16 protein-coding genes and 1 pseudogene are annotated in these 21633 nt (G+C 71.4%); 12 read left to right on the forward strand and 5 right to left on the reverse strand.

Translation table 11 applies throughout. From position 1 onward, the window contains the following. The first annotated feature begins 3 nt into the window (after nucleotides 1-3). The 12 genes and pseudogenes from AS857_RS21555 (at nucleotide 4) to pgi (ending at nucleotide 14607) form a co-directional block, all read left to right on the forward strand. A complete protein-coding gene (locus AS857_RS21555) occupies nucleotides 4-849 on the forward strand; it encodes a hypothetical protein (protein WP_245700403.1) in 846 nt (281 codons plus the stop codon). Nucleotides 850-981: 132 nt separating this feature from the next. Then, complete coding sequence (gene uvrC / locus AS857_RS21560) at nucleotides 982-3018, forward strand: excinuclease ABC subunit UvrC (RefSeq protein ID WP_058044925.1); 2037 nt, start codon at nucleotides 982-984, stop codon at nucleotides 3016-3018. A gap of 66 nt (nucleotides 3019-3084) precedes the next feature. Then, on the forward strand, nucleotides 3085-4017 hold the full coding sequence (gene rapZ / locus AS857_RS21565) for an RNase adapter RapZ (protein WP_173864790.1): 933 nt from the start codon (nucleotides 3085-3087) through the stop codon (nucleotides 4015-4017). Next, the gene (locus AS857_RS21570) at nucleotides 4014-5066 is read left to right on the forward strand and encodes a gluconeogenesis factor YvcK family protein (RefSeq protein WP_058044927.1); all 1053 of its coding nucleotides are present in this window, start codon (nucleotides 4014-4016) and stop codon (nucleotides 5064-5066) included. The genes rapZ and AS857_RS21570 overlap by 4 nt, the downstream gene beginning before the upstream one ends. Further along, nucleotides 5057-6064, forward strand: coding sequence for a DNA-binding protein WhiA (gene whiA / locus AS857_RS21575; protein ID WP_030366605.1), 1008 nt, complete (start codon nucleotides 5057-5059; stop codon nucleotides 6062-6064). The genes AS857_RS21570 and whiA overlap by 10 nt, the downstream gene beginning before the upstream one ends. 170 nt (nucleotides 6065-6234) lie before the next feature. After that, a pseudogene (locus AS857_RS21580) lies at nucleotides 6235-8448 on the forward strand (M14 family metallopeptidase); the annotation flags it as partial. 358 nt (nucleotides 8449-8806) lie between these two features. After that, nucleotides 8807-9811 carry a type I glyceraldehyde-3-phosphate dehydrogenase gene (gene gap / locus AS857_RS21585; protein ID WP_058044928.1) on the forward strand — a complete coding sequence of 335 codons (1005 nt, stop codon included), beginning with the start codon at nucleotides 8807-8809 and terminating at the stop codon, nucleotides 9809-9811. Nucleotides 9812-9988: 177 nt separating this feature from the next. After that, nucleotides 9989-11200 carry a phosphoglycerate kinase gene (locus AS857_RS21590; RefSeq protein WP_058044929.1) on the forward strand — a complete coding sequence of 404 codons (1212 nt, stop codon included), beginning with the start codon at nucleotides 9989-9991 and terminating at the stop codon, nucleotides 11198-11200. Nucleotides 11201-11206: 6 nt separating this feature from the next. After that, the gene (gene tpiA, locus AS857_RS21595; RefSeq protein WP_058044930.1) at nucleotides 11207-11983 is read left to right on the forward strand and encodes a triose-phosphate isomerase; all 777 of its coding nucleotides are present in this window, start codon (nucleotides 11207-11209) and stop codon (nucleotides 11981-11983) included. Nucleotides 11984-12097: 114 nt separating this feature from the next. Continuing rightward, nucleotides 12098-12328 carry a preprotein translocase subunit SecG gene (gene secG, locus AS857_RS21600; protein WP_030366610.1) on the forward strand — a complete coding sequence of 77 codons (231 nt, stop codon included), beginning with the start codon at nucleotides 12098-12100 and terminating at the stop codon, nucleotides 12326-12328. Between the two features lie 161 nt (nucleotides 12329-12489). Beyond that, nucleotides 12490-12825: an RNA polymerase-binding protein RbpA gene (locus AS857_RS21605; RefSeq protein ID WP_079110552.1), complete on the forward strand. Its 336-nt coding sequence runs from the start codon at nucleotides 12490-12492 to the stop codon at nucleotides 12823-12825. Between the two features lie 129 nt (nucleotides 12826-12954). After that, complete coding sequence (gene pgi, locus AS857_RS21610) at nucleotides 12955-14607, forward strand: glucose-6-phosphate isomerase (protein WP_058046968.1); 1653 nt, start codon at nucleotides 12955-12957, stop codon at nucleotides 14605-14607. A gap of 287 nt (nucleotides 14608-14894) precedes the next feature. Here the strand turns inward: pgi and pgl are convergent, their stop codons facing one another. The 5 genes from pgl to tkt are packed head-to-tail and all read right to left on the reverse strand — an operon-like array spanning nucleotide 14895 to nucleotide 21519. After that, complete coding sequence (pgl, locus tag AS857_RS21615; RefSeq protein ID WP_058044932.1) at nucleotides 14895-15674, reverse strand: 6-phosphogluconolactonase; 780 nt, start codon at nucleotides 15672-15674, stop codon at nucleotides 14895-14897. Then, nucleotides 15671-16756: a glucose-6-phosphate dehydrogenase assembly protein OpcA gene (opcA, locus tag AS857_RS21620; RefSeq protein ID WP_058044933.1), complete on the reverse strand. Its 1086-nt coding sequence runs from the start codon at nucleotides 16754-16756 to the stop codon at nucleotides 15671-15673. The genes pgl and opcA overlap by 4 nt, the downstream gene beginning before the upstream one ends. Further along, nucleotides 16753-18279 carry a glucose-6-phosphate dehydrogenase gene (gene zwf, locus AS857_RS21625; protein WP_058044934.1) on the reverse strand — a complete coding sequence of 509 codons (1527 nt, stop codon included), beginning with the start codon at nucleotides 18277-18279 and terminating at the stop codon, nucleotides 16753-16755. The genes opcA and zwf overlap by 4 nt, the downstream gene beginning before the upstream one ends. A 1-nt stretch (nucleotide 18280) precedes the next feature. After that, nucleotides 18281-19396, reverse strand: coding sequence for a transaldolase (gene tal / locus AS857_RS21630; RefSeq protein WP_058044935.1), 1116 nt, complete (start codon nucleotides 19394-19396; stop codon nucleotides 18281-18283). A gap of 35 nt (nucleotides 19397-19431) precedes the next feature. Then, entirely contained in the window at nucleotides 19432-21519 is a 2088-nt protein-coding gene (gene tkt / locus AS857_RS21635) for a transketolase (RefSeq protein WP_058044936.1), read from the reverse strand. Between the last annotated feature and the right edge of the window lie 114 nt (nucleotides 21520-21633).

The raw sequence follows: 21633 nt of genomic DNA on the forward strand, positions 1-21633 counted from the left end.
GTCATGACCGACCGGATGCACCAGCAGCAGCACGTCCGGAGGAACGCGGCCCGTGCGGCGGCCGCCGGCGCGCTCACCGTCGCCCTCCTCGGCCTCGCACCCCTCGCGCACGCCGCCACGCCGGCGCCTCCCGCGGCCCCCACCGCCGCCGGAGTCTCCGCCGCGCACGAAGCGGCCGCCTCCTCCTCGACGCTCGGGACGCTGTCCCGCTTCTTCGCCCGCGACGGTGCGGTCGCCGCGGCGAAGGCGCAGCCGAGGATCGAGGGCGCGACGGTGCCCGTCTACACGCTCTCCCCGGAGTTCGTGGCGGGCAAGGACGGCGCCCCCGTCGCCACGCTCGAATTCCTCGCCAGCAAGGCCGTCTCGTCCGACGGGCAGAAGGCGTCGGTGTGGACGGCGCGCACCGGAGGCGACTGGAAGGTCGTCAACATCGCCACCGGTGACGACGAGACGCGCTACGCCGCCGAGGGGGCGCAGAAGCTCGGCGGCGGCACCGTCTTCCGTGAGCCGCAGATCGACGCCTGGTACGTCCAGCGCGGCGACAAGGTCCTGCCGCTGGACGCCGACGCCGTCCGTGCCGTCGGCGCGCAGGGCACTACGCTCGACGGCTACCGCGCCCGCGTCCACAAGGCGTACGGCGACAAGCTGCCCGGCTCCGCGTACGCGAAGGACGGCCGGGCGGGCGGCTACGGTCCGCAGCAGGACGCGGCCGCGGAGCAGCAGGCGGCCCCGGCGCCGCAGGACGGTTCCGGCCCGCTGAGCACCACCTCCGCCGCGGCGGCCGGCGGTGCGGCCCTGCTCCTCGGCGCGGGTGCGGTGGCCGCGCGGCGCAGGCTCCGGCGCCGCTGACCGCTCCGGGAGCCGGCCTCCGGGCCGGCTCCCTTCCGGCTCCGTCCCCGGCAGCCACCCCCCGCCGGGGCCGGAGCCGGTCCCTCCGCAGGCGGACGCGGATTGTCACTGCCCGCAAGTAGGGTGTGTGACATGGCCGACCCCAGCAGCTACCGACCCAAGCCGGGACAGATCCCCGACTCGCCGGGGGTCTACAGATTCCGTGACGAACACGGCCGGGTGATCTACGTCGGGAAGGCGAAGAGCCTGCGCCAGCGGCTCTCCTCGTACTTCCAGGACCTCGCCGGCCTGCACACGCGCACCCGCACGATGGTGACCACGGCCGCCTCCGTCGAGTGGACCGTGGTCTCCACCGAGGTCGAGGCGCTCCAGCTGGAGTACACCTGGATCAAGGAGTACGACCCCCGCTTCAACGTCAAGTACCGCGACGACAAGAGCTATCCCTCCCTCGCCGTGACCATGGGCGAGGAGTTCCCGCGCGTCCAGGTCATGCGCGGCCCCAAGAAGAAGGGCGTGCGCTACTTCGGCCCGTACGCCCACGCCTGGGCCATCCGCGAGACCGTCGACCTGATGCTGCGCGTCTTCCCCGTGCGCACCTGCTCCGCCGGGGTGTTCAAGCGCTCGGCCCAGATCGGCCGCCCCTGTCTGCTGGGGTACATCGGCAAGTGCTCCGCCCCCTGCGTCGGCCGCGTCAGCGCCGAGGAGCACCGTGAACTGGCCGAGGAGTTCTGCGACTTCATGGCCGGCCGCACCGGTGCCTACCTGCGCCGCCTGGAGCAGCAGATGCACGAGGCCGCCGAGGAGATGGAGTACGAGAAGGCCGCCCGGCTGCGGGACGACATAGAGGCCCTCCGGCGCGCCCTGGAGAAGAACGCCGTCGTCCTCGCCGACGCCACCGACGCCGACCTGATCGCCGTCGCCGAGGACGAGCTGGAGGCCGCGGTGCAGATCTTCCACGTGCGCGGCGGCAGGGTGCGCGGCCAGCGCGGCTGGGTGACCGACAAGGTGGAGGCCGTCGACACGGCGGGTCTCGTCGAGCACGCCCTGCAGCAGCTCTACGGCGAGGAGCGCGGCGACGCCGTGCCCAAGGAGGTCCTGGTCCCGGCCCTGCCGGAGCCGGTGGAGCCCGTCGCCCAGTGGCTGGGCGAGCGCCGCGGCTCCCGGGTCGACCTGCGCATCCCCCAGCGCGGCGACAAGAAGGACCTGATGGCCACGGTCCAGCGCAACGCCCAGCAGGCCCTCGTCCTGCACAAGACCAAGCGCGCCTCCGACCTGACCACCCGCTCGCGGGCTCTGGAGGAGATCGCCGAGGCCCTGGAGCTGGATTCCGCGCCGCTGCGCATCGAGTGCTTCGACATCTCCCACCTCCAGGGCCAGGACGTGGTGGCGTCGATGGTCGTCTTCGAGGACGGCCTGGCGCGCAAGAGCGAGTACCGCCGCTTCCAGATCAAATCCTTCGAGGGTCAGGACGACGTCCGGTCGATGCACGAAGTGATCGGCCGCAGGTTCCGCCGCTATCTGCAGGAGAAGCAGAAGGCGGGGGAGTGGTCCGAGGAGAACGCGGTCGAGGAGGAGAACGGGCGCGGCGAGGACGTCCGCGCCGGGGATCCCCGCACCGGGGAGGTCCCCGTCGGGGAGGCCCGCACCGAGGACGGGCGCCCCAAGCGCTTCGCCTACCCGCCGCAGCTGGTCGTCGTTGACGGCGGGCAGCCGCAGGTGGCGGCCGCCCGGAGGGCGCTGGACGAGCTCGGCATCGAGGACGTGGCGGTCTGCGGCCTGGCCAAGCGGCTGGAGGAGGTCTGGCTGCCCGGCGAGGACGACCCCGTCGTGCTGCCCCGCACCAGCGAGGGCCTCTACCTCCTGCAGCGCGTGCGCGACGAGGCCCACCGCTTCGCCATCGCCTACCAGCGCAGCAAACGCACCGGGACGCTGAGGGCCGGGCCGCTCGACGAGGTCCCGGGCCTGGGCGAGACCCGCAAGAAGGCGCTGCTCAAGCACTTCGGCTCGGTCAAGCGGCTGCGCGCCGCCACGGTCGAGCAGATCTGCGAGACGCCGGGCATCGGCCGCAAGACCGCCGAGACGATCGCCGCCGCGCTCGCGGCGGCCGCCCCGCCCGCCCCCGCCGTGAACACGGCCACAGGCGAGATCATGGAAGAGGCGGGGGAATGATGGGGCACGCAGTATGGAAGACGGGGCCGCACCCGCGGCACCGTCGGTGAGACGGGGGTAGGCAGTATGACCGGGACCGAGCGAGACGGAGCACAGGTGAGTACGGGCACGACGGCGGATGCGACCGGCGAGGGCACGGCCATCCCCGAACTGGTGATCATCTCCGGCATGTCGGGGGCGGGCCGCAGCACCGCCGCCAAGTGCCTGGAGGACCTCGGCTGGTTCGTCGTGGACAACCTGCCGCCCGCCCTGATCCCCACCATGGTGGACCTCGGCGCCCGCTCCCAGGGCAACGTGGCCCGGATCGCCGTGGTCGTGGACGTGCGCGGCCGGCGCTTCTTCGACAACCTCCGCGAGTCCCTGGCCGACCTGGCCGCCAAGAAGGTCAAGCGGCGCGTGATCTTCCTGGAGGCCTCCGACGACGCCCTGGTGCGCCGCTTCGAGTCCGTGCGCCGCCCGCACCCCCTCCAGGGCTCCGGGCGCATCGTCGACGGCATCGCCGCCGAGCGGGACCTGCTGCGCGAGCTGCGCGGCGACGCCGACCTGGTGATCGACACCTCCAGCCTCAACGTCCACGAGCTGCGCGCCAAGATGGACGCCCAGTTCGCCGGCGAGGAGGAGCCGGAGCTGCGGGCCACCGTCATGTCCTTCGGCTACAAGTACGGCCTGCCCGTCGACGCCGACCTCGTGGTGGACTGCCGCTTCCTGCCCAACCCGCACTGGGTGCCGGAGCTGCGCCCCTTCACGGGCCTCAACGAGGAGGTCTCGGGCTACGTCTTCAACCAGCCCGGCGCCAAGGAGTTCCTCGACCGCTACACCGAGCTCCTGCAGCTCATCGCCGCGGGCTACCGCCGCGAGGGCAAGCGCTACGTGACCATCGCGGTCGGCTGCACCGGCGGCAAGCACCGCTCCGTCGCCATGTCCGAGAAGCTCGCCCACCGCCTGGCCTCCGAGGGCGTGGAGACCGTCGTCGTCCACCGGGACATGGGGCGCGAGTGACCGGCCGCACGTCCCGGCTCCGCCGGGTGCGCCGCCTCGTCCCCGGACGGACCACCCGGGGGCCCGAGGGCCGTGCGAAGCGCGGCGCCCAGCCCAAGGTCGTCGCCCTCGGCGGCGGCCACGGCCTGTCCGCCTCGCTCGCCGCCCTGCGCCGGATCACCGGCGACCTCACCGCCGTCGTCACCGTCGCCGACGACGGCGGCTCCAGCGGCCGGCTCCGCGACGAGCTGGGCGTCCTGCCCCCGGGCGACCTGCGCAAGGCCCTCGCGGCCCTGTGCGGCGACGACGACTGGGGCCAGACCTGGGCCCGGGTGATCAAGCACCGCTTCACCAGCGAGGGCGATCTGCACGACCACGCCGTCGGCAATCTGCTGATCGTCGCCCTGTGGGAGCAGCTCGGCGACCCCGTGCAGGCCCTCGACCTGGTCGGCAAGCTGCTGGGCGCGCACGGCCGGGTGCTGCCCATGTCCGCCGTGCCGCTGGAGCTGCAGGCCCTCGTCAGGGGGCACGACCCCGCCGAGCCCGGCGCCCTCAGCACCGTCCGCGGCCAGGCCACGGTGGCGCTGACCCCGGGCGAGGTGCAGTCCGTGCACGTCGTGCCGGAGGATCCGCCGGCCGTGCCGGAGGCGGTCGCCGCCGTCCTCGACGCGGACTGGGTGGTGCTCGGCCCCGGCTCCTGGTTCTCCTCCGTCATCCCGCACCTGCTCGTCCCCGAGCTGCTGGAAGCCCTGCAGGAGACCAAGGCCCGCCGGGTGCTGTCGTTGAATCTCGCACCACAACCGGGTGAAACCGATGGCTTCTCCCCGCAGCGTCATTTGGAGGTTTTGGCCCGACACGCCCCTAAACTCGCCCTGGACGTGGTGCTGGCCGACGAGGCCGCCGTGCCCGACCGCGAGAGCCTCACCGATGCCGCTAAGCGGCTCGGGGCCGCGGTCGAGCTGGCGCCGGTCGCCGCGCCCGACGGCTCCCCGACCCACGACCCGGAGCTGTTGGCCGCCGCGTACGACCGTATTTTTCGGATGCATGGAAGGATCGGCCCATGGCGATGACGGCAGCGGTGAAGGATGAAATCTCCCGGCTCCCCGTCACCCGCACCTGCTGCCGGAAAGCGGAGGTCTCGGCGATCCTGCGGTTCGCGGGTGGTCTGCACCTGGTCAGCGGGCGCATCGTGATCGAGGCGGAGCTGGACACCGGGATCGCCGCCCGGCGGCTGCGCAAGGACATCCTGGAGATCTTCGGACACGCCTCCGACCTGGTGGTGATGGCCCCCGGCGGACTGCGCCGCGGCAGCCGGTACGTGGTGCGGGTGGTGGCGGGCGGTGACCAGCTGGCGCGCCAGACCGGCCTGGTCGACGGCCGCGGCCGGCCGATCCGCGGGCTGCCCCCGCAGGTCGTCTCCGGGGCCACCTGCGACGCCGAGGCCGCCTGGCGGGGTGCCTTCCTCGCCCACGGCTCGCTCACCGAGCCCGGCCGCTCCTCCTCCCTGGAGGTGACCTGCCCCGGGCCCGAGGCGGCCCTGGCGCTGGTCGGTGCGGCCCGCCGGCTGCAGATCGCGGCCAAGGCGCGCGAGGTGCGCGGCGTCGACCGCGTGGTCGTCCGCGACGGCGATGCGATCGGCGCCCTGCTGACCCGCCTGGGCGCGCACGAGTCCGTGCTGGCCTGGGAGGAGCGCCGGATGCGCCGCGAGGTGCGGGCCACGGCCAACCGCCTCGCCAACTTCGACGACGCCAACCTGCGCCGCTCGGCCCGGGCCGCCGTCGCGGCGGGCGCCCGGGTGCAGCGGGCCCTGGAGATCCTCGGCGAGGAGGTGCCCGAGCACCTCGCGGCCGCGGGCCGGCTGCGCATGGAGCACAAGCAGGCGTCCCTGGAGGAGCTGGGCGCCCTGGCCGACCCGCCGCTGACCAAGGACGCCGTCGCCGGCCGGATCCGGCGCCTTCTCGCCATGGCCGACAAGCGCGCCCAGGACCTCGGCATCCCCGGCACCGAGTCCAACCTCTCCGACCTGTCGGACCTCTCGGAGGAGATGGCGGAGGGCATGGCGGGCTGATGCCCCGCACGGGCGCCGCCCGCAGCGCCGTCCCGTACAACCGGTACGTCGAGTCACCCCGCGCCGTGCAGGGCGCCGGAGTGGCTCTTTCTGCATCGTTGACATGATCATGCAGTCTCTCCAGTCTGTCGTCCGTGCACTGACGTGGCAGACAACAGCAAGGGGGGCTCATGAGACGCAGGACGAGATCGGTCCTCGCGGCGGCTTCGCTGCTCTTAGGCGGACTGGCCGCGGCACCCTTCGCCCACGCACAACCCGGTGCCGCGACGGCGGCGCGGGACGGCGACGGCGCACCGGCCGTCTGGACCGCCCGCATCACCGCCGGCCAGGTGCCGCTGCTCCTCGCGGCCGGCGTCGACGGCCACGAGCTGGCCGAGCGCCCGACCGGGACCAAGGCCGCCTCGGTCGAGCTCTACCTGACCGGCGAGCAGGCCCGCGAGCTGCGCTCCCGGGGCGTCGACCTCACCGAGAAGCGGATACCGCAGCGCACCGAGGAGCGCCTCAAGGCCGCGGGCGACGGCGTCTTCCGCCCGTACAGCGGCAGGAACGGCCTCCGGCAGGAGCTCCTGGACACGGCGAAGGCCCACCCCGGCCTCACCAAGGTCGTGACCATCGGCAAGACCGTCCGCGGCCAGGACATCCTCGCCCTGAAGCTGAGCAAGGACGCCCGCACCGCGCCCGACGGCCGCAAGCCCGCCGTGCTGTACATGTCCAACCAGCACGCCCGGGAGTGGATCACGCCCGAGATGACCAGGCGGCTGCTCCACCACTACCTCGACGCCTACGGCAAGGACGCCCGCGTCACCGACGTCGTGGACCGCGCCGAACTGTGGTTCGTCCTGTCCGCCAACCCCGACGGCTACGACCACACCTTCCAGAGCCCGGGCACCCGCCTGTGGCGCAAGAACCTGCGCGACAACAACGGCGACGGGAAGATCACCCCGGGCGACGGCGTCGACCTCAACCGCAACTTCTCCTTCAAGTGGGGCCACGACAACGAGGGTTCCTCGCCCCGCCCGGGCTCCGAGACCTACCGCGGCACGGCCCCCGCCTCCGAGCCGGAGACGAAGGCGATCGACGCCTTCGAGAAGGCGCACCGCTTCAGCTACGCCGTCAACTACCACTCGGCCGCCGAACTGCTGCTCTACGGCGTCGGCTGGCAGGTCGCCACCCCCACCCCGGACGACGTCCTCTACAAGGCGCTGGCCGGCACGCCGGAGAAGTCCGCGATCCCGGGCTACCACCCGCAGGTCTCCTCCGAGCTCTACACGACCAACGGCGAGGCCGACGGGCACGCGGCGAACGTCAACGGGACGATGATGTTCACCCCCGAGATGTCGACCTGCCGCACCGCGTCGCAAGCCGACCCGAACGACCGCTGGAATCCGGGCGACTGCCCCTCGGCCTTCAGCTTCCCCGACGACGAGAAGCTGATCCAGCAGGAGTTCGCCAAGAACGTCCCCTTCGCGCTGTCCGTCGCCGAGACCGCCGTCAACCGCGAGGGCGCCGACCGGCCCCGCTCGGCCGTGGGCCTCTCCGCCCCGGACTTCACCCCGGACGCCTTCACCACCTCCTACGCGCTCGGCGACGAGCAGGAGGTCTCCGTCACCGCCCGCAAGAGCCTGCGCGACCTGCGCCTCAACTACCGCATCGACGGCGGGCGTACGCACACCGCCCCGCTGGAGGCGTGGAAGGGCGGCGACCGCTACGGCGGGCAGGACAGCATCCGCTTCGCCGAGTACCGCGCCTACGTCGAGGGCGCCGAGCCCGGCTCCCGCGTCCGGGTCTGGTACACCGGCCGGACGCGCGAGGGCAGGGCCACCGCCAGTGAACCCTTCACGTACACCGTGGCGGACCGCCCCGAGGCCGACACCCTGGTGATCGCCGACGAGGGCGGGCCCGGCGCCGCCCGGCACACCGCCGCCTACACCGCGGCGCTGGCCGCGGCCGGCCGTGACGCCGCCGTGTGGGACGTGGCCGGCCAGGGCGCTCCGCACGCGCTCGGCGTGCTGGGCCACTTCAAGAGCGTCGTGTGGTACTCCGGCGGCAACCGGCCCGGCGGGGCCACGCTGACGGCCGTGCGGGACTTCGTCAACGAGGGCGGCAAGCTCGTCGCCGCGGGCAGGCAGGCGGGCGGCTACGGCGTCGTCGGCACCGCCGAGACGAACGATTTCAGCCAGTACTACCTGGGCGCGGGCAGCCGTCTGCAGCACCCCGCCCCGGCACGCTTCACCGGCTCCGGCGCGCTCGCCGGCATCAGCGTCCGCCTCGGCGACGCCCCCGGCGACAAGCTGGACGCCGCGGGCTCGTACGCCCCCATTTCCGACGAGCTGCCGCCCGCCGACTTCCCCCAGTTCCGCAGCGAGGCCGCGGGCGCCTACGCGGCGGCCGGTCGGGCGGCGGGGAACCCGAACGGCGCAACCGGCGACCGCTGCACCGCATCCGGTGTCACGCTCCGTGACGAGACCTGCCCGGCGGCGGCGGACGCGCAGCGCGCGGCGGCCGTCTCCACCGCCGGCACGGTGCTCCTGGGCTTCGGCCTGCAGCACGTCCCGGACCCCGGAGAGAGGTCCGCGCTCATTAGTGCAGCACTGCGCTCTGTCAAGGGGTGAAGCCGCTCTACGGGCCCAGTGAAGCCAATGTCACGTCCTCCTCTACTTAGAGGTAGGGTCGGTGTTGGTCGGGGACATCCCAATACAGCCGCCGGCGGACAGCCCGGCATACCAACGAGGAGATCGGTTCGTGACGATCCGCGTAGGCATCAACGGCTTTGGCCGTATCGGTCGCAATTACTTCCGTGCGCTCCTGGAGCAGGGTGCGGACATCCAGATCGTCGGTGTCAACGACCTGACCGACAACGCCACTCTGGTTCACCTGCTGAAGTACGACAGCATTCTCGGTCGCCTCAAGCAGGAGGTCAGCCACACCGACGACTCGATCACGGTCGGCAACCAGACCTTCCGCACGATGGCCGAGCGCGACCCCGCGAACCTCCCCTGGGGCGAGCTGGGCGCCGACATCGTCATCGAGTCCACCGGCATCTTCACCAAGCGCGAGGACGCCGCCAAGCACCTCGCCGCCGGCGCGAAGAAGGTCCTCATCTCGGCTCCGGCCAAGAACGAGGACATCACCATCGTGATGGGCGTCAACCAGGACAAGTACGACGCGGCCAAGCACGACGTCATCTCCAACGCCTCCTGCACCACCAACTGCGTGGCGCCGATGGCCAAGGTCCTCGACGAGACCTTCGGCATCGTCAAGGGCATGATGACGACGGTCCACGCGTACACCAACGACCAGCGCATCCTGGACTTCCCGCACTCCGACCTGCGTCGCGCCCGCGCCGCCGCGGAGAACATCATCCCGACCTCGACGGGTGCCGCCAAGGCCACCGCCCTGGTCCTCCCGCAGCTGAAGGGCAAGCTGGACGGCATCGCCATGCGCGTCCCGGTCCCGACCGGCTCGGTCACCGACCTCGTCCTGGAGCTCGACCGCGAGACCACCAAGGAAGAGATCAACGCCGCCTTCCAGAAGGCCGCCGAGGGCCAGCTCAAGGGCATCCTCGAGTACACCGAGGACCCGATCGTCTCCTCGGACATCGTCAACTGGCCGGCCTCCTGCACCTTCGACTCGCAGCTGACGATGGTCCAGGGCAAGCAGGTCAAGGTCGTCGGCTGGTACGACAACGAGTGGGGCTACTCCAACCGCCTGGTGGACCTGACCGTCTTCGTCGGCGGCCAGCTCTGATCTCTCTGCCCGCTGGTCGTACGATCACAGGCATCGGGATGTAGGGGACGGGGCTCGTACGACGCGATGGCGCGTCGTACGAGCCCCGTCTCATGACTGTCCCCCAGCTACCGCTGGGAGGGGCCCCCATCCGGCTGGGCGGCGAGCCCCCACCTACGGACGTACCGGAGTCACCGCATGAAGACGATCGACGAACTCATCCAGGACGGTGTCGAGGGCAAGCGGATCTTCGTCCGCGCCGACCTCAACGTGCCGCTCGCCGGCACCACCATCACGGACGACGGCCGCATCCGCGCCGTCGCCCCGACGATTGCCAAGCTCGCCGCCGCAGGCGCCAAGGTGATCGTCGCCTCCCACCTGGGCCGTCCCAAGGGCGCCCCGGACCCCCAGTTCTCCCTCGCCCCCGCCGCCGCGCGGCTCGGCGAGATCCTGGGCAAGAAGGTCTCGTTCGCCACCGACACGGTCGGCGACAGCGCGAAGGCCACCGTCGCCGCACTGGCGAACGGCGAGGTCACGCTGCTGGAGAACCTCCGCTTCAACGCGGGCGAGACCAGCAAGGACGACGCGGAGCGCGGCGCCTTCGCCGACGCCCTCGCGTCCCTGGCCGACCTGTACGTGGGCGACGGCTTCGGTGCCGTGCACCGCAAGCACGCCTCGGTCTTCGACCTCCCGGCGCGCCTGCCGCACGCCGCCGGCGACCTGATCGCCACCGAGGTCGGCGTCCTGAAGAAGCTCACCGAGGACGTCGCGCGCCCCTACGTGGTGGTGCTCGGCGGCGCCAAGGTCTCCGACAAGCTGGGCGTCATCGACAACCTGCTGGAGAAGGCCGACCGCATCCTCATCGGCGGCGGCATGTCGTACACCTTCCTCAAGGCCAAGGGCCACGAGGTCGGCATCTCGCTGCTGCAGGAGGACCAGATCCCGGTCTGCCTGGAGTACCTGGCCCGCGCCGAGAAGCGCGGCGTGGAGTTCGTCCTCCCCGTCGACGTCCTGGTGTCGGCCGACTTCCCGGACCTGAAGACCAAGGCCCCGGCCAACCCGGAGCTCGTCGCCTCGGACGCCATCCCGGCGGACAAGGAGGGCCTGGACATCGGCCCGAAGACGCGCGAGCTCTACGCCTCGAAGCTCGCCGACGCCGGCACCGTCTTCTGGAACGGCCCGATGGGCGTCTTCGAGCACCCCGACTACGCCAACGGCACCAAGGCCGTTGCCCAGGCCCTGCTGGAGTGCGACGGCTTCACCGTCGTCGGCGGTGGCGACTCGGCCGCGGCCGTGCGCACCCTGGGCTTCGACGAGAATGCTTTCGGCCACATTTCGACCGGCGGCGGCGCCAGCCTCGAATACCTCGAGGGCAAGACGCTCCCCGGCCTCGCCGCACTGGAGGACTGAACCACTGTGAGTGCACGTACCCCGCTGATGGCGGGCAACTGGAAGATGAACCTCAACCACCTCGAGGCCATCGCGCACGTCCAGAAGCTCGCCTTCGCGCTCGCCGACAAGGACTACGAGGGCACCGAGGTCGCCGTCCTGCCGCCCTTCACCGACCTCCGTTCGGTGCAGACGCTGGTCGACGGCGACAAGCTGAAGATCAAGTACGGCGCCCAGGACGTCTCGGCGTTCGACTCCGGCGCGTACACCGGTGAGATCTCCGGCGCCATGCTCGCCAAGCTGAAGTGCACCTACGTGGCGATCGGGCACTCCGAGCGCCGCCAGTACCACGGCGAGGGCGACGAGATCTGCAACGCCAAGGTCAAGGCCGCCTACCGGCACGGGCTCACCCCGATCCTGTGCGTCGGCGAGGGCCTGGACGTCCGCAAGGCCGGCGGCCAGGTCGCGCACACCCTCGCGCAGGTCGACGGCGCCCTCAAGGACGTCCCCGCCGAGCAGGCGGAGACCATCGTCATCGCCTACGAGCCCGTGTGGGCCATCGGCACCGGCGAGGTCGCCACGCCGGAGGACGCCCAGGAGGTCTGCGGTGCCATCCGCGGCCGCCTCGCCGAGCTCTACGGCCGTGAGGTCGCCGACAAGATCCGCATCCAGTACGGCGGCTCCGTCAAGTCCGGCAACATCGCCGCGATCATGGCGCAGCCCGACGTCGACGGCGCGCTGATCGGCGGCGCCGCGCTGGACGTGGACGACTTCGTCAAGATCGTCCGCTTCCGCGACCAGTAGCAGCGCTATGACGAGGACTCCTCCTCGTCGTACCCTGTCGGGGCCGGGACCGGCGTTTTCACGCCGCCCCGGCCCTCACCATCGACGTCCGAGAGAGTTGGTCCAGCCGTGGTCATGGGGTTCTCGATCGCCCTCATCATCTTCAGCGTGCTGATGATGATGCTGGTGCTCATGCACAAGGGGAAGGGCGGCGGCCTGTCCGATATGTTCGGCGGCGGCATGCAGTCCTCCGTCGGCGGTTCCTCCGTCGCCGAGCGGAACCTCGACCGCATCACCGTGGTCGTCGGTCTGCTGTGGTTCGCGTGCATCGTCGCGCTCGGCCTGCTGATGAAGCTCGATAGCTGACGTACCGTCGTGAACGCGGCCTATCATTGGGGTCGCGTCCTCGCGGCCGGGCTGTAACTCCTGCCACTGGACGCGCGTTGGGCCTTACGTAGACTGGGGCGCCCGCAGCGGAACCATCGGTTCAGATGATCCGCAGCACCATTACGCAGGGAGTTACGACCGTGGCAAGTGGCAACGCGATCCGGGGAAGCCGGGTCGGAGCGGGGCCGATGGGTGAGGCCGAGCGGGGCGAGTCCGCGCCGCGCCTCCGCATCTCCTTCTGGTGCTCTAACGGGCACGAGACGCAGCCGAGCTTCGCCAGCGACGCACAGGTACCGGACACCTGGGACTGCCCGCGCTGCGGCTTCCCGGCCGGCCAGGACCGGGACAGTCCGCCGGACCCGCCGCGCACCGAGCCGTACAAGACGCATCTCGCGTACGTCCGGGAGCGGCGCAGCGACGCCGACGGCGAGGCCATCCTCGCGGAGGCGCTCGCCAAGCTCCGCGGAGAGATCTGATTCGCGGCGACATTCAAGGAAGCGGCACCCCTCGTGGGTGCCGTTTCGTCTTGCGCTCGAACCGACCGCAGATCAATTAGGTTGGAGGGCGGCGGGGCAGTTACGAGAATGAATGGGCTGATGTCCGAGATGAACGCAGAGGACCGCACCAGGCTGGACCGGACCCCGGAGTGGAACGCTCTGGCCAAGCACCGGGACGAGCTGGGGGAGGTGCACCTGCGCGAGCTCTTCGCGGACGATCCGCGACGCGCCGAGAAGTACGCGCTCACCGTCGGCGACCTCCATCTGGACTACTCCAAGCACCTCGTCACCGACGAGACCCTGCGCCTGCTGCGCGAGCTGGCGGCCGCCGCGGACGTGGCCGGGCTGCGCGACGCCATGTTCCGCGGCGAGAAGATCAACACCACCGAGGGCCGCGCCGTGCTGCACACCGCGCTGCGCGCCCCGGAGTCCGCCGTCGTCAAGGTCGACGGCGAGAACGTGGTCCCGGCGGTCCACGCCGTGCTGCGCAAGATGCAGGTCTTCACCGACCGGGTGCGCAGCGGCGACTGGAAGGGCCACACCGGAAAGCGCGTCAAGAACATCGTCAACATCGGTATCGGCGGCTCCGACCTCGGTCCGGCGATGGCCTACGAGGCGCTGCGCGCCTACACCGCCCGCGACCTGACGTTCCGTTTCGTCTCCAACGTGGACGGCGCGGACCTGCACGAGGCCGTGCGCGACCTGGACGCCGCCGAGACGCTGTTCATCGTCGCCTCCAAGACGTTCACGACGATCGAGACCATCACCAACGCCACCTCCGCGCGGAACTGGCTCCTGGACCGGCTGGGCGCCGGCGAGGAGGCCGTCGCCAAGCACTTCGTGGCCCTGTCGACGAACGAGGAGAAGGTCTCCGAGTTCGGCATCGACACGGCCAACATGTTCGAGTTCTGGGACTGGGTCGGCGGCCGCTACTCCTACGACTCGGCCATCGGGCTCTCCCTGATGCTCGCCGTCGGCCCGGACCACTTCCGCGAGATGCTCGCCGGCTTCCACCTCGTCGACGAGCACTTCCGCACGGCCCCGCCGGAGGAGAACGCCCCGCTGCTGCTCGGCCTCCTCGGCATCTGGTACGGCAATTTCCACGACGCGCAGTCGCACGCCGTGCTGCCCTACAGCCACTACCTGTCGAAGTTCGCGGCCTACCTGCAGCAGCTGGACATGGAGTCCAACGGCAAGTCCGTCGACCGCGAGGGACGGCCCGTCAACTGGCAGACCGGGCCCGTCGTGTGGGGCACGCCGGGCACCAACGGTCAGCACGCGTATTACCAGTTGATCCACCAGGGCACGAAGCTGATCCCCGCGGACCTCATCGGCTTCGCCAAGCCCGTGGACGACCTGGAGCCGGGGCTGGTGGCCCAGCACGACCTGCTGATGGCGAACCTGTTCGCGCAGGGGCAGGCGCTGGCCTTCGGCAAGACGCCGGAAGAGGTCGCGGCGGAGGGCGTGCCGGCCGAGCTCGTCGCGCACAAGACCTTCCGGGGGAACCGCCCCACGACGACGATCCTCGCGGACGAGCTGAGCCCGTCCGTGCTCGGTCAGCTCATCGCACTGTACGAGCACAAGGTCTTCGTCCAGGGCGCGATCTGGAACATCGACTCCTTCGACCAGTGGGGCGTCGAGCTCGGCAAGGTCCTCGCGAAGCGGGTGGAGCCGGCACTCACGTCCGGCGCGGAGGTTCCGGGGCTGGACGCGTCGACGGCGGCCCTGGTCGCCCGCTACCGCGAGCTGCGGGGCCGCTGACGCGGGGCCGCTGGGGCGCTCGGCCTGAGGGGGATCCGGCACCGCCGGACTGCGCCGTAGGGGTTGCGCGCCGTCGCGGCGGGAGGAAGCCCAGTCCCGCCCGCCCCTTTCCGAAACCCCCGCGGGGGGGCTGGGGGCTTGCCCCCAGGAAACGGTGAAAGGGTGGGGCCCCGGGGCCTCTTCCTCCGCCGTGACGGCACGCAACCACCGCCGATGCATCCGGCGGTGCCAAGACAACGGCCCGGCCCCCGAACAGACGGGGAGCCGGGCCGTTGTCGTGCGTACCGTCAGGGCGAAGCCGGGGGGTACAGCCCCCGGGGCAGCTGGGCCGCGGCCGGCGCGTCCAGGAGCCACAGCGTGCGCTGACGCCCGTACGCGCCCGCGGCGGGCGCCTGGATCTCGCCCGCGCCCGACAGCGCCATGGCAACGGCGTTCGCCTTGTCCTCGCCCGCGGCGAGCAGCCAGACCTCGCGGGCCGCCCGGATCGCCGGCAGCGTCAGGGAGACGCGGGTCGGCGGCGGCTTCGGCGCGCCGTGGACGCCCACGACCGTGCGCTCGGTCTCCCGGACGCCCGGGAGCTCCGGGAAGAGCGAGGCGACGTGCGTGTCCGGGCCGACGCCCAGCAGGAGGACGTCGAAGGACGGGACGGGACCGTGGTCCTCCGGGCGCGCGGCCGTGGCCAGCTCCGCCGCGTAGGACTCGGCCGCCGCGTCCGCGTCGTCGTGCTTCCCGTCGGCCGCGGGCATGTAGTGCACCCGCGCCGGGTCGAGGTCCACGGAGTCCAGCAGGGCCTCGCGGGCCTGCGTGGCGTTGCGCTCGGGGTCGCCCTCGGGCAGGAAGCGCTCGTCTCCCCACCACAGGTCGAGCCGGGACCAGTCGACCGCGTCCCGGGCGGGCGCGTCGGCGAGGGCCGCGAGCAGCCCGTTGCCGTTGCGCCCGCCGGTGAGGACGACGGAGGCCGAGCCGCGGGCGGACTGGGCGTCCACGATCTTCGTGATCAGCCGGGCCGCCGCGGCGCGGGCCATCAGCTCCTTGTCCCGGTGGACGACGATCTGCGGGGTGCTCACTTGCCGGCCGCCTTCTTGCCGCCGGCCTTCTTGGCGGCGGCCGGAGCGGGCTTCTCCCCGGCCTCCGGCGCCTCGGCCGCATCCGGAGCCTCTGCAGTGGCCGGAGCCTCGGCGGCCTCGGCGGCCGGGGCCTTCGCGGCCGGCGCCGCAGCCGGTGCGTCGCTCAGCCGGTCCACGCCGTACTTCAGCGCCGACTCGTAGATGTCGTCCGGGTCGAGCCGCCGCAGCTCCTCCGCCAGGAGCTCCGCCGTCTCGCGCCGCTGGAGTGCGACGGCGCGGTCGGGCTGGCCGGGCATGGAGAGCGTGGCCAGGGAGCCGTCCGGGCGGTCCAGGACGACGGGGCCGTTCTTGGTCTCCAGGCGGACGGCCGTGAGGCCGGGGCCGTCGGAGACGGTGCGCCGGACCGGGACGCCGAGGCGGTCGGCGAGCCACAGGGCGAGGAGCTCGGCGCTGGGGTTGTAGCCCTCGCCCTCGACCTCCGCGGAGACGACGTCGGCGTGCTGCTGGTCCAGGGCGGCCGCGAGCATGGAGCGCCACGGCGTGATCCTGGCCCAGGCGAGGTCGGTGTCGCCGGGCGTGTAGTGCGCCGAGCGGGCCGCGATCTCCTTGACCGGGTCCTCGGCGGCGTACGCGTCGGTGACGCGGCGCTGGCCGAGCGCGCCCAGCGGGTCCTTGTCGGGGTCGACCGGGGAGCCGACCGGCCACCAGACCACCACGGGGGCGTCGGGCAGCAGCAGCGGCAGGACGACCGACTGGGCGTGGTCTATCACCTCGCCGTACAGCCGCAGCACGACGGTCTCGCCGGTGCCCGCGGAGGTGCCGACCCGGACCTCGGCGTCGAGGCGGGCCTTGGCGCGGTCGCGCGGGGAGCGGCTGACGCGCTTGATGACGACGAGCTTGCGCGACGGGTGCTCGCGGGACGCCTCGTTGGCGGCCTTGAGCGCGTCGTAGGCGTGCTCCTCGTCGGTGACGATGACCAGGGTGAGGACCATGCCGATGGCGGGGGTGCCGATGGCGCGGCGGCCCTGGACCAGCGCGTTGTTGATCTTGCTGGAGGTGGTGTCCGTAAGGTCGATCTTCATGGCCGGCGCCAGCTCCGTCCGTCTCGTGCGAGCATCTCGTCCGCCTCGACCGGTCCCCAGGTGCCGGCCGGGTAGGACGCGGGCTTGCCGTTGCTCTCCCAGTACTGTTCGATCGGGTCGAGGATCTGCCAGGAGAGCTCGACCTCCTTCAGGCGCGGGAAGAGGTTGGCGTCGCCCAGCAGCACATCGAGGATGAGCCGCTCGTAGGCCTCGGGGCTGGACTCGGTGAAGGACTCGCCGTAGGCGAAGTCCATCGAGACGTCCCGGACCTCCATCTGGGTGCCGGGCACCTTGGAGCCGAACCGCATGGTGACGCCCTCGTCCGGCTGCACCCGGATGACCAGGGCGTTCTGCCCCAGCTCCTCGGTCGCGGTGTGGTCGAAGGGGGAGTGCGGGGCGCGCTGGAAGACGACCGCGATCTCGGTGACGCGGCGGCCCAGGCGCTTGCCGGTGCGCAGGTAGAAGGGGACGCCCGCCCAGCGGCGGTTGTCGATCTCCAGCTTGATCGCGGCGTAGGTGTCGGTCTTGGAGTGGGGGTCGATGCCCTCTTCCTCCAGGTAGCCGACGACCTCTTCGCCGCCCTGCCAGCCGTGCGCGTACTGGCCGCGGACGGTCTCCTTGCCGAGGTCCTTGGGCAGCCGGACGGCGCCCAGCACCTTGGTCTTCTCGGCGACCAGCGCGTCCGCGTCGAAGGAGGCGGGCTCCTCCATGGCGGTCAGCGCGAGGAGCTGCAGCAGGTGGTTCTGGATGACGTCACGGGCGGCGCCGATGCCGTCGTAGTAGCCGGCGCGGCCGCCGATGCCGATGTCCTCGGCCATGGTGATCTGCACGTGGTCGACGTAGGACCGGTTCCAGATCGGCTCGAAGAGGGTGTTGGCGAAGCGGAGCGCCAGGATGTTCTGGACGGTCTCCTTGCCCAGGTAGTGGTCGATCCGGAAGACCTCTTCGGTCGGGAAGACCTCGTGGACGACCTTGTTGAGCTCCTGGGCGCTGGCCAGGTCGTGGCCGAAGGGCTTCTCGATGACGGCGCGCCGCCAGGAGCCCTCCTTCTGGTCGGCCAGCCCGTGCTTCTTCAGCTGCTGGACGACCTTGGGGAACCACTTGGGCGGCACCGAGAGGTAGAAGGCGAAGTTGCCGCCGGTCCCCTGGGCCTTGTCGAGCTCCTGGATGGTGCTCTTGAGCGTGTCGAAGGCGACGTCGTCGTCGAAGTCGCCCTGCACGAAGCGGCAGCCCTGCACCAGCTGCTGCCAGACCTCCTCGCGGAAGGGCGTGCGGGAGTGTTCCTTGACGGCGTCGTGGACGATCTGGGCGAAGTCCTCGTTCTCCCAGTCGCGGCGCGCGAAGCCGATGAGCGAGAAGCCCGGCGGCAGCAGCCCGCGGTTGGCGAGGTCATAGACCGCCGGCATCAGCTTTTTCCTGGACAAATCGCCCGTGACGCCAAAGATGACCAGGCCCGACGGCCCCGCGATACGCGGGAGCCGTCGGTCCAGAGCGTCACGCAGCGGATTGCTGCTTGTGCTCAATTCACGCCTCCGGAGCGAGGCGCTTGAGCTCCGCCTCGGTGGACTTCAGCAGGTCGTTCCAGGACTGCTCGAACTTGTCGACGCCCTCGTCCTCCAGGAGCTGCACGACCTCGTCGTACGAGATCCCGACCTTGGCGATCGCGTCGAGCTCGGCCTTGGCCTGCTCGTACGTGCCGCGCACCGTGTCACCGGTGATCTGCCCGTGGTCGGCCGTGGCCTCCAGGGTGGCCTCCGGCATGGTGTTGACCGTGTTCGGGGCGACCAGGTCGTCCACGTACAGCGTGTCCTTGTAGGCCGGGTCCTTGACGCCGGTCGAGGCCCACAGCGCACGCTGCTTGTTGGCGCCGGCCTTCTCCAGGGCGGCCCAGCGGTCCGAGGAGAAGACCTCCTCGTACGCCTGGTAGGCCAGGCGGGCGTTGGCGAGGGCGGCCTTGCCGCGCAGCGCCTTGGCCTCGTCGGTGCCCAGGGCGTCCAGGCGCTTGTCGATCTCGGTGTCCACGCGGGACACGAAGAAGGACGCGACCGAGTGGATCAGGGACAGGTCCAGGCCCGCGGCCTTCGCCTGCTCCAGACCGGTCAGGTAGGCGTCCATGACCGCGCGGTAGCGCTCGAGGGAGAAGATCAGCGTGACGTTGACGCTGATGCCCTTGCCGATCACGTCGGCGATGGCCGGCAGGCCCGCCTTGGTGGCCGGGATCTTGATCAGCGTGTTGGGGCGGTCCACCAGCCAGGCCAGCTGCTTGGCCTCGGCGACGGTGGCCGCGGTGTTGTGCGCGAGGCGCGGGTCGACCTCGATGGAGACCCGGCCGTCCTGGCCGTCCGTCGCGTCGAAGACCGGGCGCAGGATGTCGGCGGCGTCGCGGACGTCCGCCGTGGTGATCATGCGGATGGCCTCGTCCACGGTGACCTTGCGGGCCGCGAGGTCGGCGAGCTGCGCCTCGTAGCCGTCGCCGCCCGAGATCGCCTTCTGGAAGATCGACGGGTTGGTCGTGACGCCCACGACGTGGCTCTGGTCGATCAGCTCGGCCAGGTTGCCGGACGTGATGCGCTTGCGGGACAGGTCGTCCAGCCAGATCGCGACGCCTTCGTCGGAGAGGCGCTTGAGTGCGTCTGTCATGGGTTCTGCATCTCCTACTTGCTCGTAAAGGGGCGTCAGCGGCGGTTGGCGTCGGCGTGCTCGATCGACTCGCGCGCGGCCGCCACGACGGCCTCGGTGGTCAGACCGAACTCGCGGTAGAGCACCTTGTAGTCGGCGGAGGCGCCGAAGTGCTCGAGCGACACGATGCGGCCGGACTCGCCGACGTAGCGGTGCCAGGTCAGGCCGATGCCGGCCTCGACGGCCACGCGGGCCTTGACGTCCGGCAGCAGCACGCCGTCGCGGTACGCCTGGTCCTGCTCCTCGAACCACTCGACGGACGGCATGGAGACCACGCGGGTCGGGATGCCCTCGGCCTGGAGCTGCTCGCGGGCCTCGACGGCCAGCTGCACCTCGGAGCCGGTGCCGATCAGGATCACCTGCGCGCGGCCGCCCTCGGCCTCGAACAGGACGTAGCCGCCCTTGGCCGCACCCTCGTTCGCCTCGTACGTCGGGACGTTCTGGCGGGTGAGGGCCAGACCGTGCGGCGCGGGCTTGACGGTGTGGCGCTTGGTGATCTCGCGCCAGGCGATCGCCGTCTCGTTGGCGTCGGCCGGGCGGACCATGTTCAGGCCCGGGATGGCGCGCAGGGCGGCCATGTGCTCGACCGGCTGGTGGGTCGGGCCGTCCTCGCCGAGGCCGATGGAGTCGTGCGTCCACACGTAGGTGACCGGCAGCTTCATCAGGGCGGCGAGACGCACGGCCGGGCGCATGTAGTCGGAGAACACCAGGAAGGTGCCGCCGTAGACGCGGGTGTTGCCGTGCAGCGCGATGCCGTTCATGGTCGAGCCCATGGCGTGCTCGCGGATGCCGAAGTGGATCGTGCGGCCGTAGGGGTTCGCCTCCGGCAGCGGGTTGCCCTTCGGCAGGAAGGACGACGACGGGTCGATCGTGGTGTTGTTCGAGCCGGCGAGGTCGGCGGAGCCGCCCCACAGCTCGGGGATCACGCCGCCCAGCGCCTTGAGGACCTCGCCCGACGCCTTGCGGGTCGCGACGTCCTTGCCGGCCGGGAAGACCGGGAGGGCCTTCTCCCAGCTGTCGGGCAGCTCGCCCGAGGCGATGCGGTCGAACTCCGCGGCGCGCTCCGGGTTGGCCTCGCGCCACTCCTGGATGCGCTTGTCCCACGTGGCGTGGGCCTCGCGGCCGCGGTCGACGACCTTGCGGACGTGGCTGAAGACGTCGTCCTCGACCTGGAAGTCCTGCTCCGGGTCGAAGCCCATGACGCGCTTGGTCGCGGCGACCTCGTCGGCGCCCAGCGCCGAGCCGTGCGAGGCCTCGGTGTTCTGGGCGTTCGGGGCCGGCCAGGCGATGATCGTGCGCGCGGCGATGAGCGAAGGACGCTCGGTCTCCTCCTGCGCGGCCTTCAGCGCGGCGTGCAGGGCGTGGACGTCGAAGTCGCCGTTGGCGGCCTGCTCGATGCGCTGGACGTGCCAGCCGTAGGCCTCGTAGCGCTTGAGGACGTCCTCGGAGAAGGCGGTCTCGGTGTCGCCCTCGATCGAGATGTGGTTGTCGTCGTAGAGCGCGACGATGTTGCCGAGCTTCTGGTGGCCGGCGAGCGAGGAGGCCTCCGCGGAGATGCCCTCCTCCAGGTCGCCGTCGGAGACGATCGCCCAGATGGTGTGGTCGAACGGGGAGGTGCCTTCGGCGGCCTCCGGGTCGAACAGGCCGCGCTCGTAGCGGGCGGCCATGGCCATGCCCACGGCGTTGGCGATGCCCTGGCCCAGCGGGCCGGTCGTCGTCTCGACGCCACGGGTGTGACCGTGCTCCGGGTGGCCGGGGGTCTTGCTGTCCCAGGTGCGGAAGGACTTCAGGTCCGACAGCTCCAGGCCGTAGCCCGCCATGAACAGCTGGACGTACAGCGTCAGGCTGGTGTGGCCGGGGGAGAGGACGAACCGGTCGCGGCCGGTCCAGTCGGCGTCACTGGGGTCGTGGCGCATCATCTTCTGGAACAGCAGATAGGCGGCGGGGGCCAGGCTCATGGCCGTGCCCGGATGGCCGTTGCCGACCTTCTGCACGGAGTCCATGGCCAGGACGCGGGCGGTATCGACGGCCCGCTGGTCCAGTTCGGTCCATTCGAGGTCTGTGGTGGTCGGCTTGGTGCTCACCCTTGGATCAGGGCTCCTCTCCACATGGTCTTATCTGCCGGGGGCGGTATGTTCCGCCACGACGCGGCGTGGTCGAGCCTACCCCTGCGGGGACGTGCATCTTTTCGACGTACA

The sequence above is a fragment of the Streptomyces roseifaciens genome, assembly GCF_001445655.1.
Taxonomy (GTDB): domain Bacteria; phylum Actinomycetota; class Actinomycetes; order Streptomycetales; family Streptomycetaceae; genus Streptomyces; species Streptomyces aureoversilis.

Coding starts and splice junctions, on each gene's coding strand:
- whiA (WP_030366605.1), top strand. CDS start 5,057: ATGGCGATGACGGCAGCGGTGAAGGATGAAATCTCCCGGCTCCCCGTC.
- pgi (WP_058046968.1), top strand. CDS start 12,955: ATGAACGCAGAGGACCGCACCAGGCTGGACCGGACCCCGGAGTGGAAC.
- AS857_RS21555 (WP_245700403.1), top strand. CDS start 4: ATGACCGACCGGATGCACCAGCAGCAGCACGTCCGGAGGAACGCGGCC.
- secG (WP_030366610.1), top strand. CDS start 12,098: ATGGGGTTCTCGATCGCCCTCATCATCTTCAGCGTGCTGATGATGATG.
- uvrC (WP_058044925.1), top strand. CDS start 982: ATGGCCGACCCCAGCAGCTACCGACCCAAGCCGGGACAGATCCCCGAC.
- AS857_RS21590 (WP_058044929.1), top strand. CDS start 9,989: ATGAAGACGATCGACGAACTCATCCAGGACGGTGTCGAGGGCAAGCGG.
- rapZ (WP_173864790.1), top strand. CDS start 3,085: ATGACCGGGACCGAGCGAGACGGAGCACAGGTGAGTACGGGCACGACG.
- tal (WP_058044935.1), bottom strand. CDS start 19,396: ATGACAGACGCACTCAAGCGCCTCTCCGACGAAGGCGTCGCGATCTGG.
- opcA (WP_058044933.1), bottom strand. CDS start 16,756: ATGAAGATCGACCTTACGGACACCACCTCCAGCAAGATCAACAACGCG.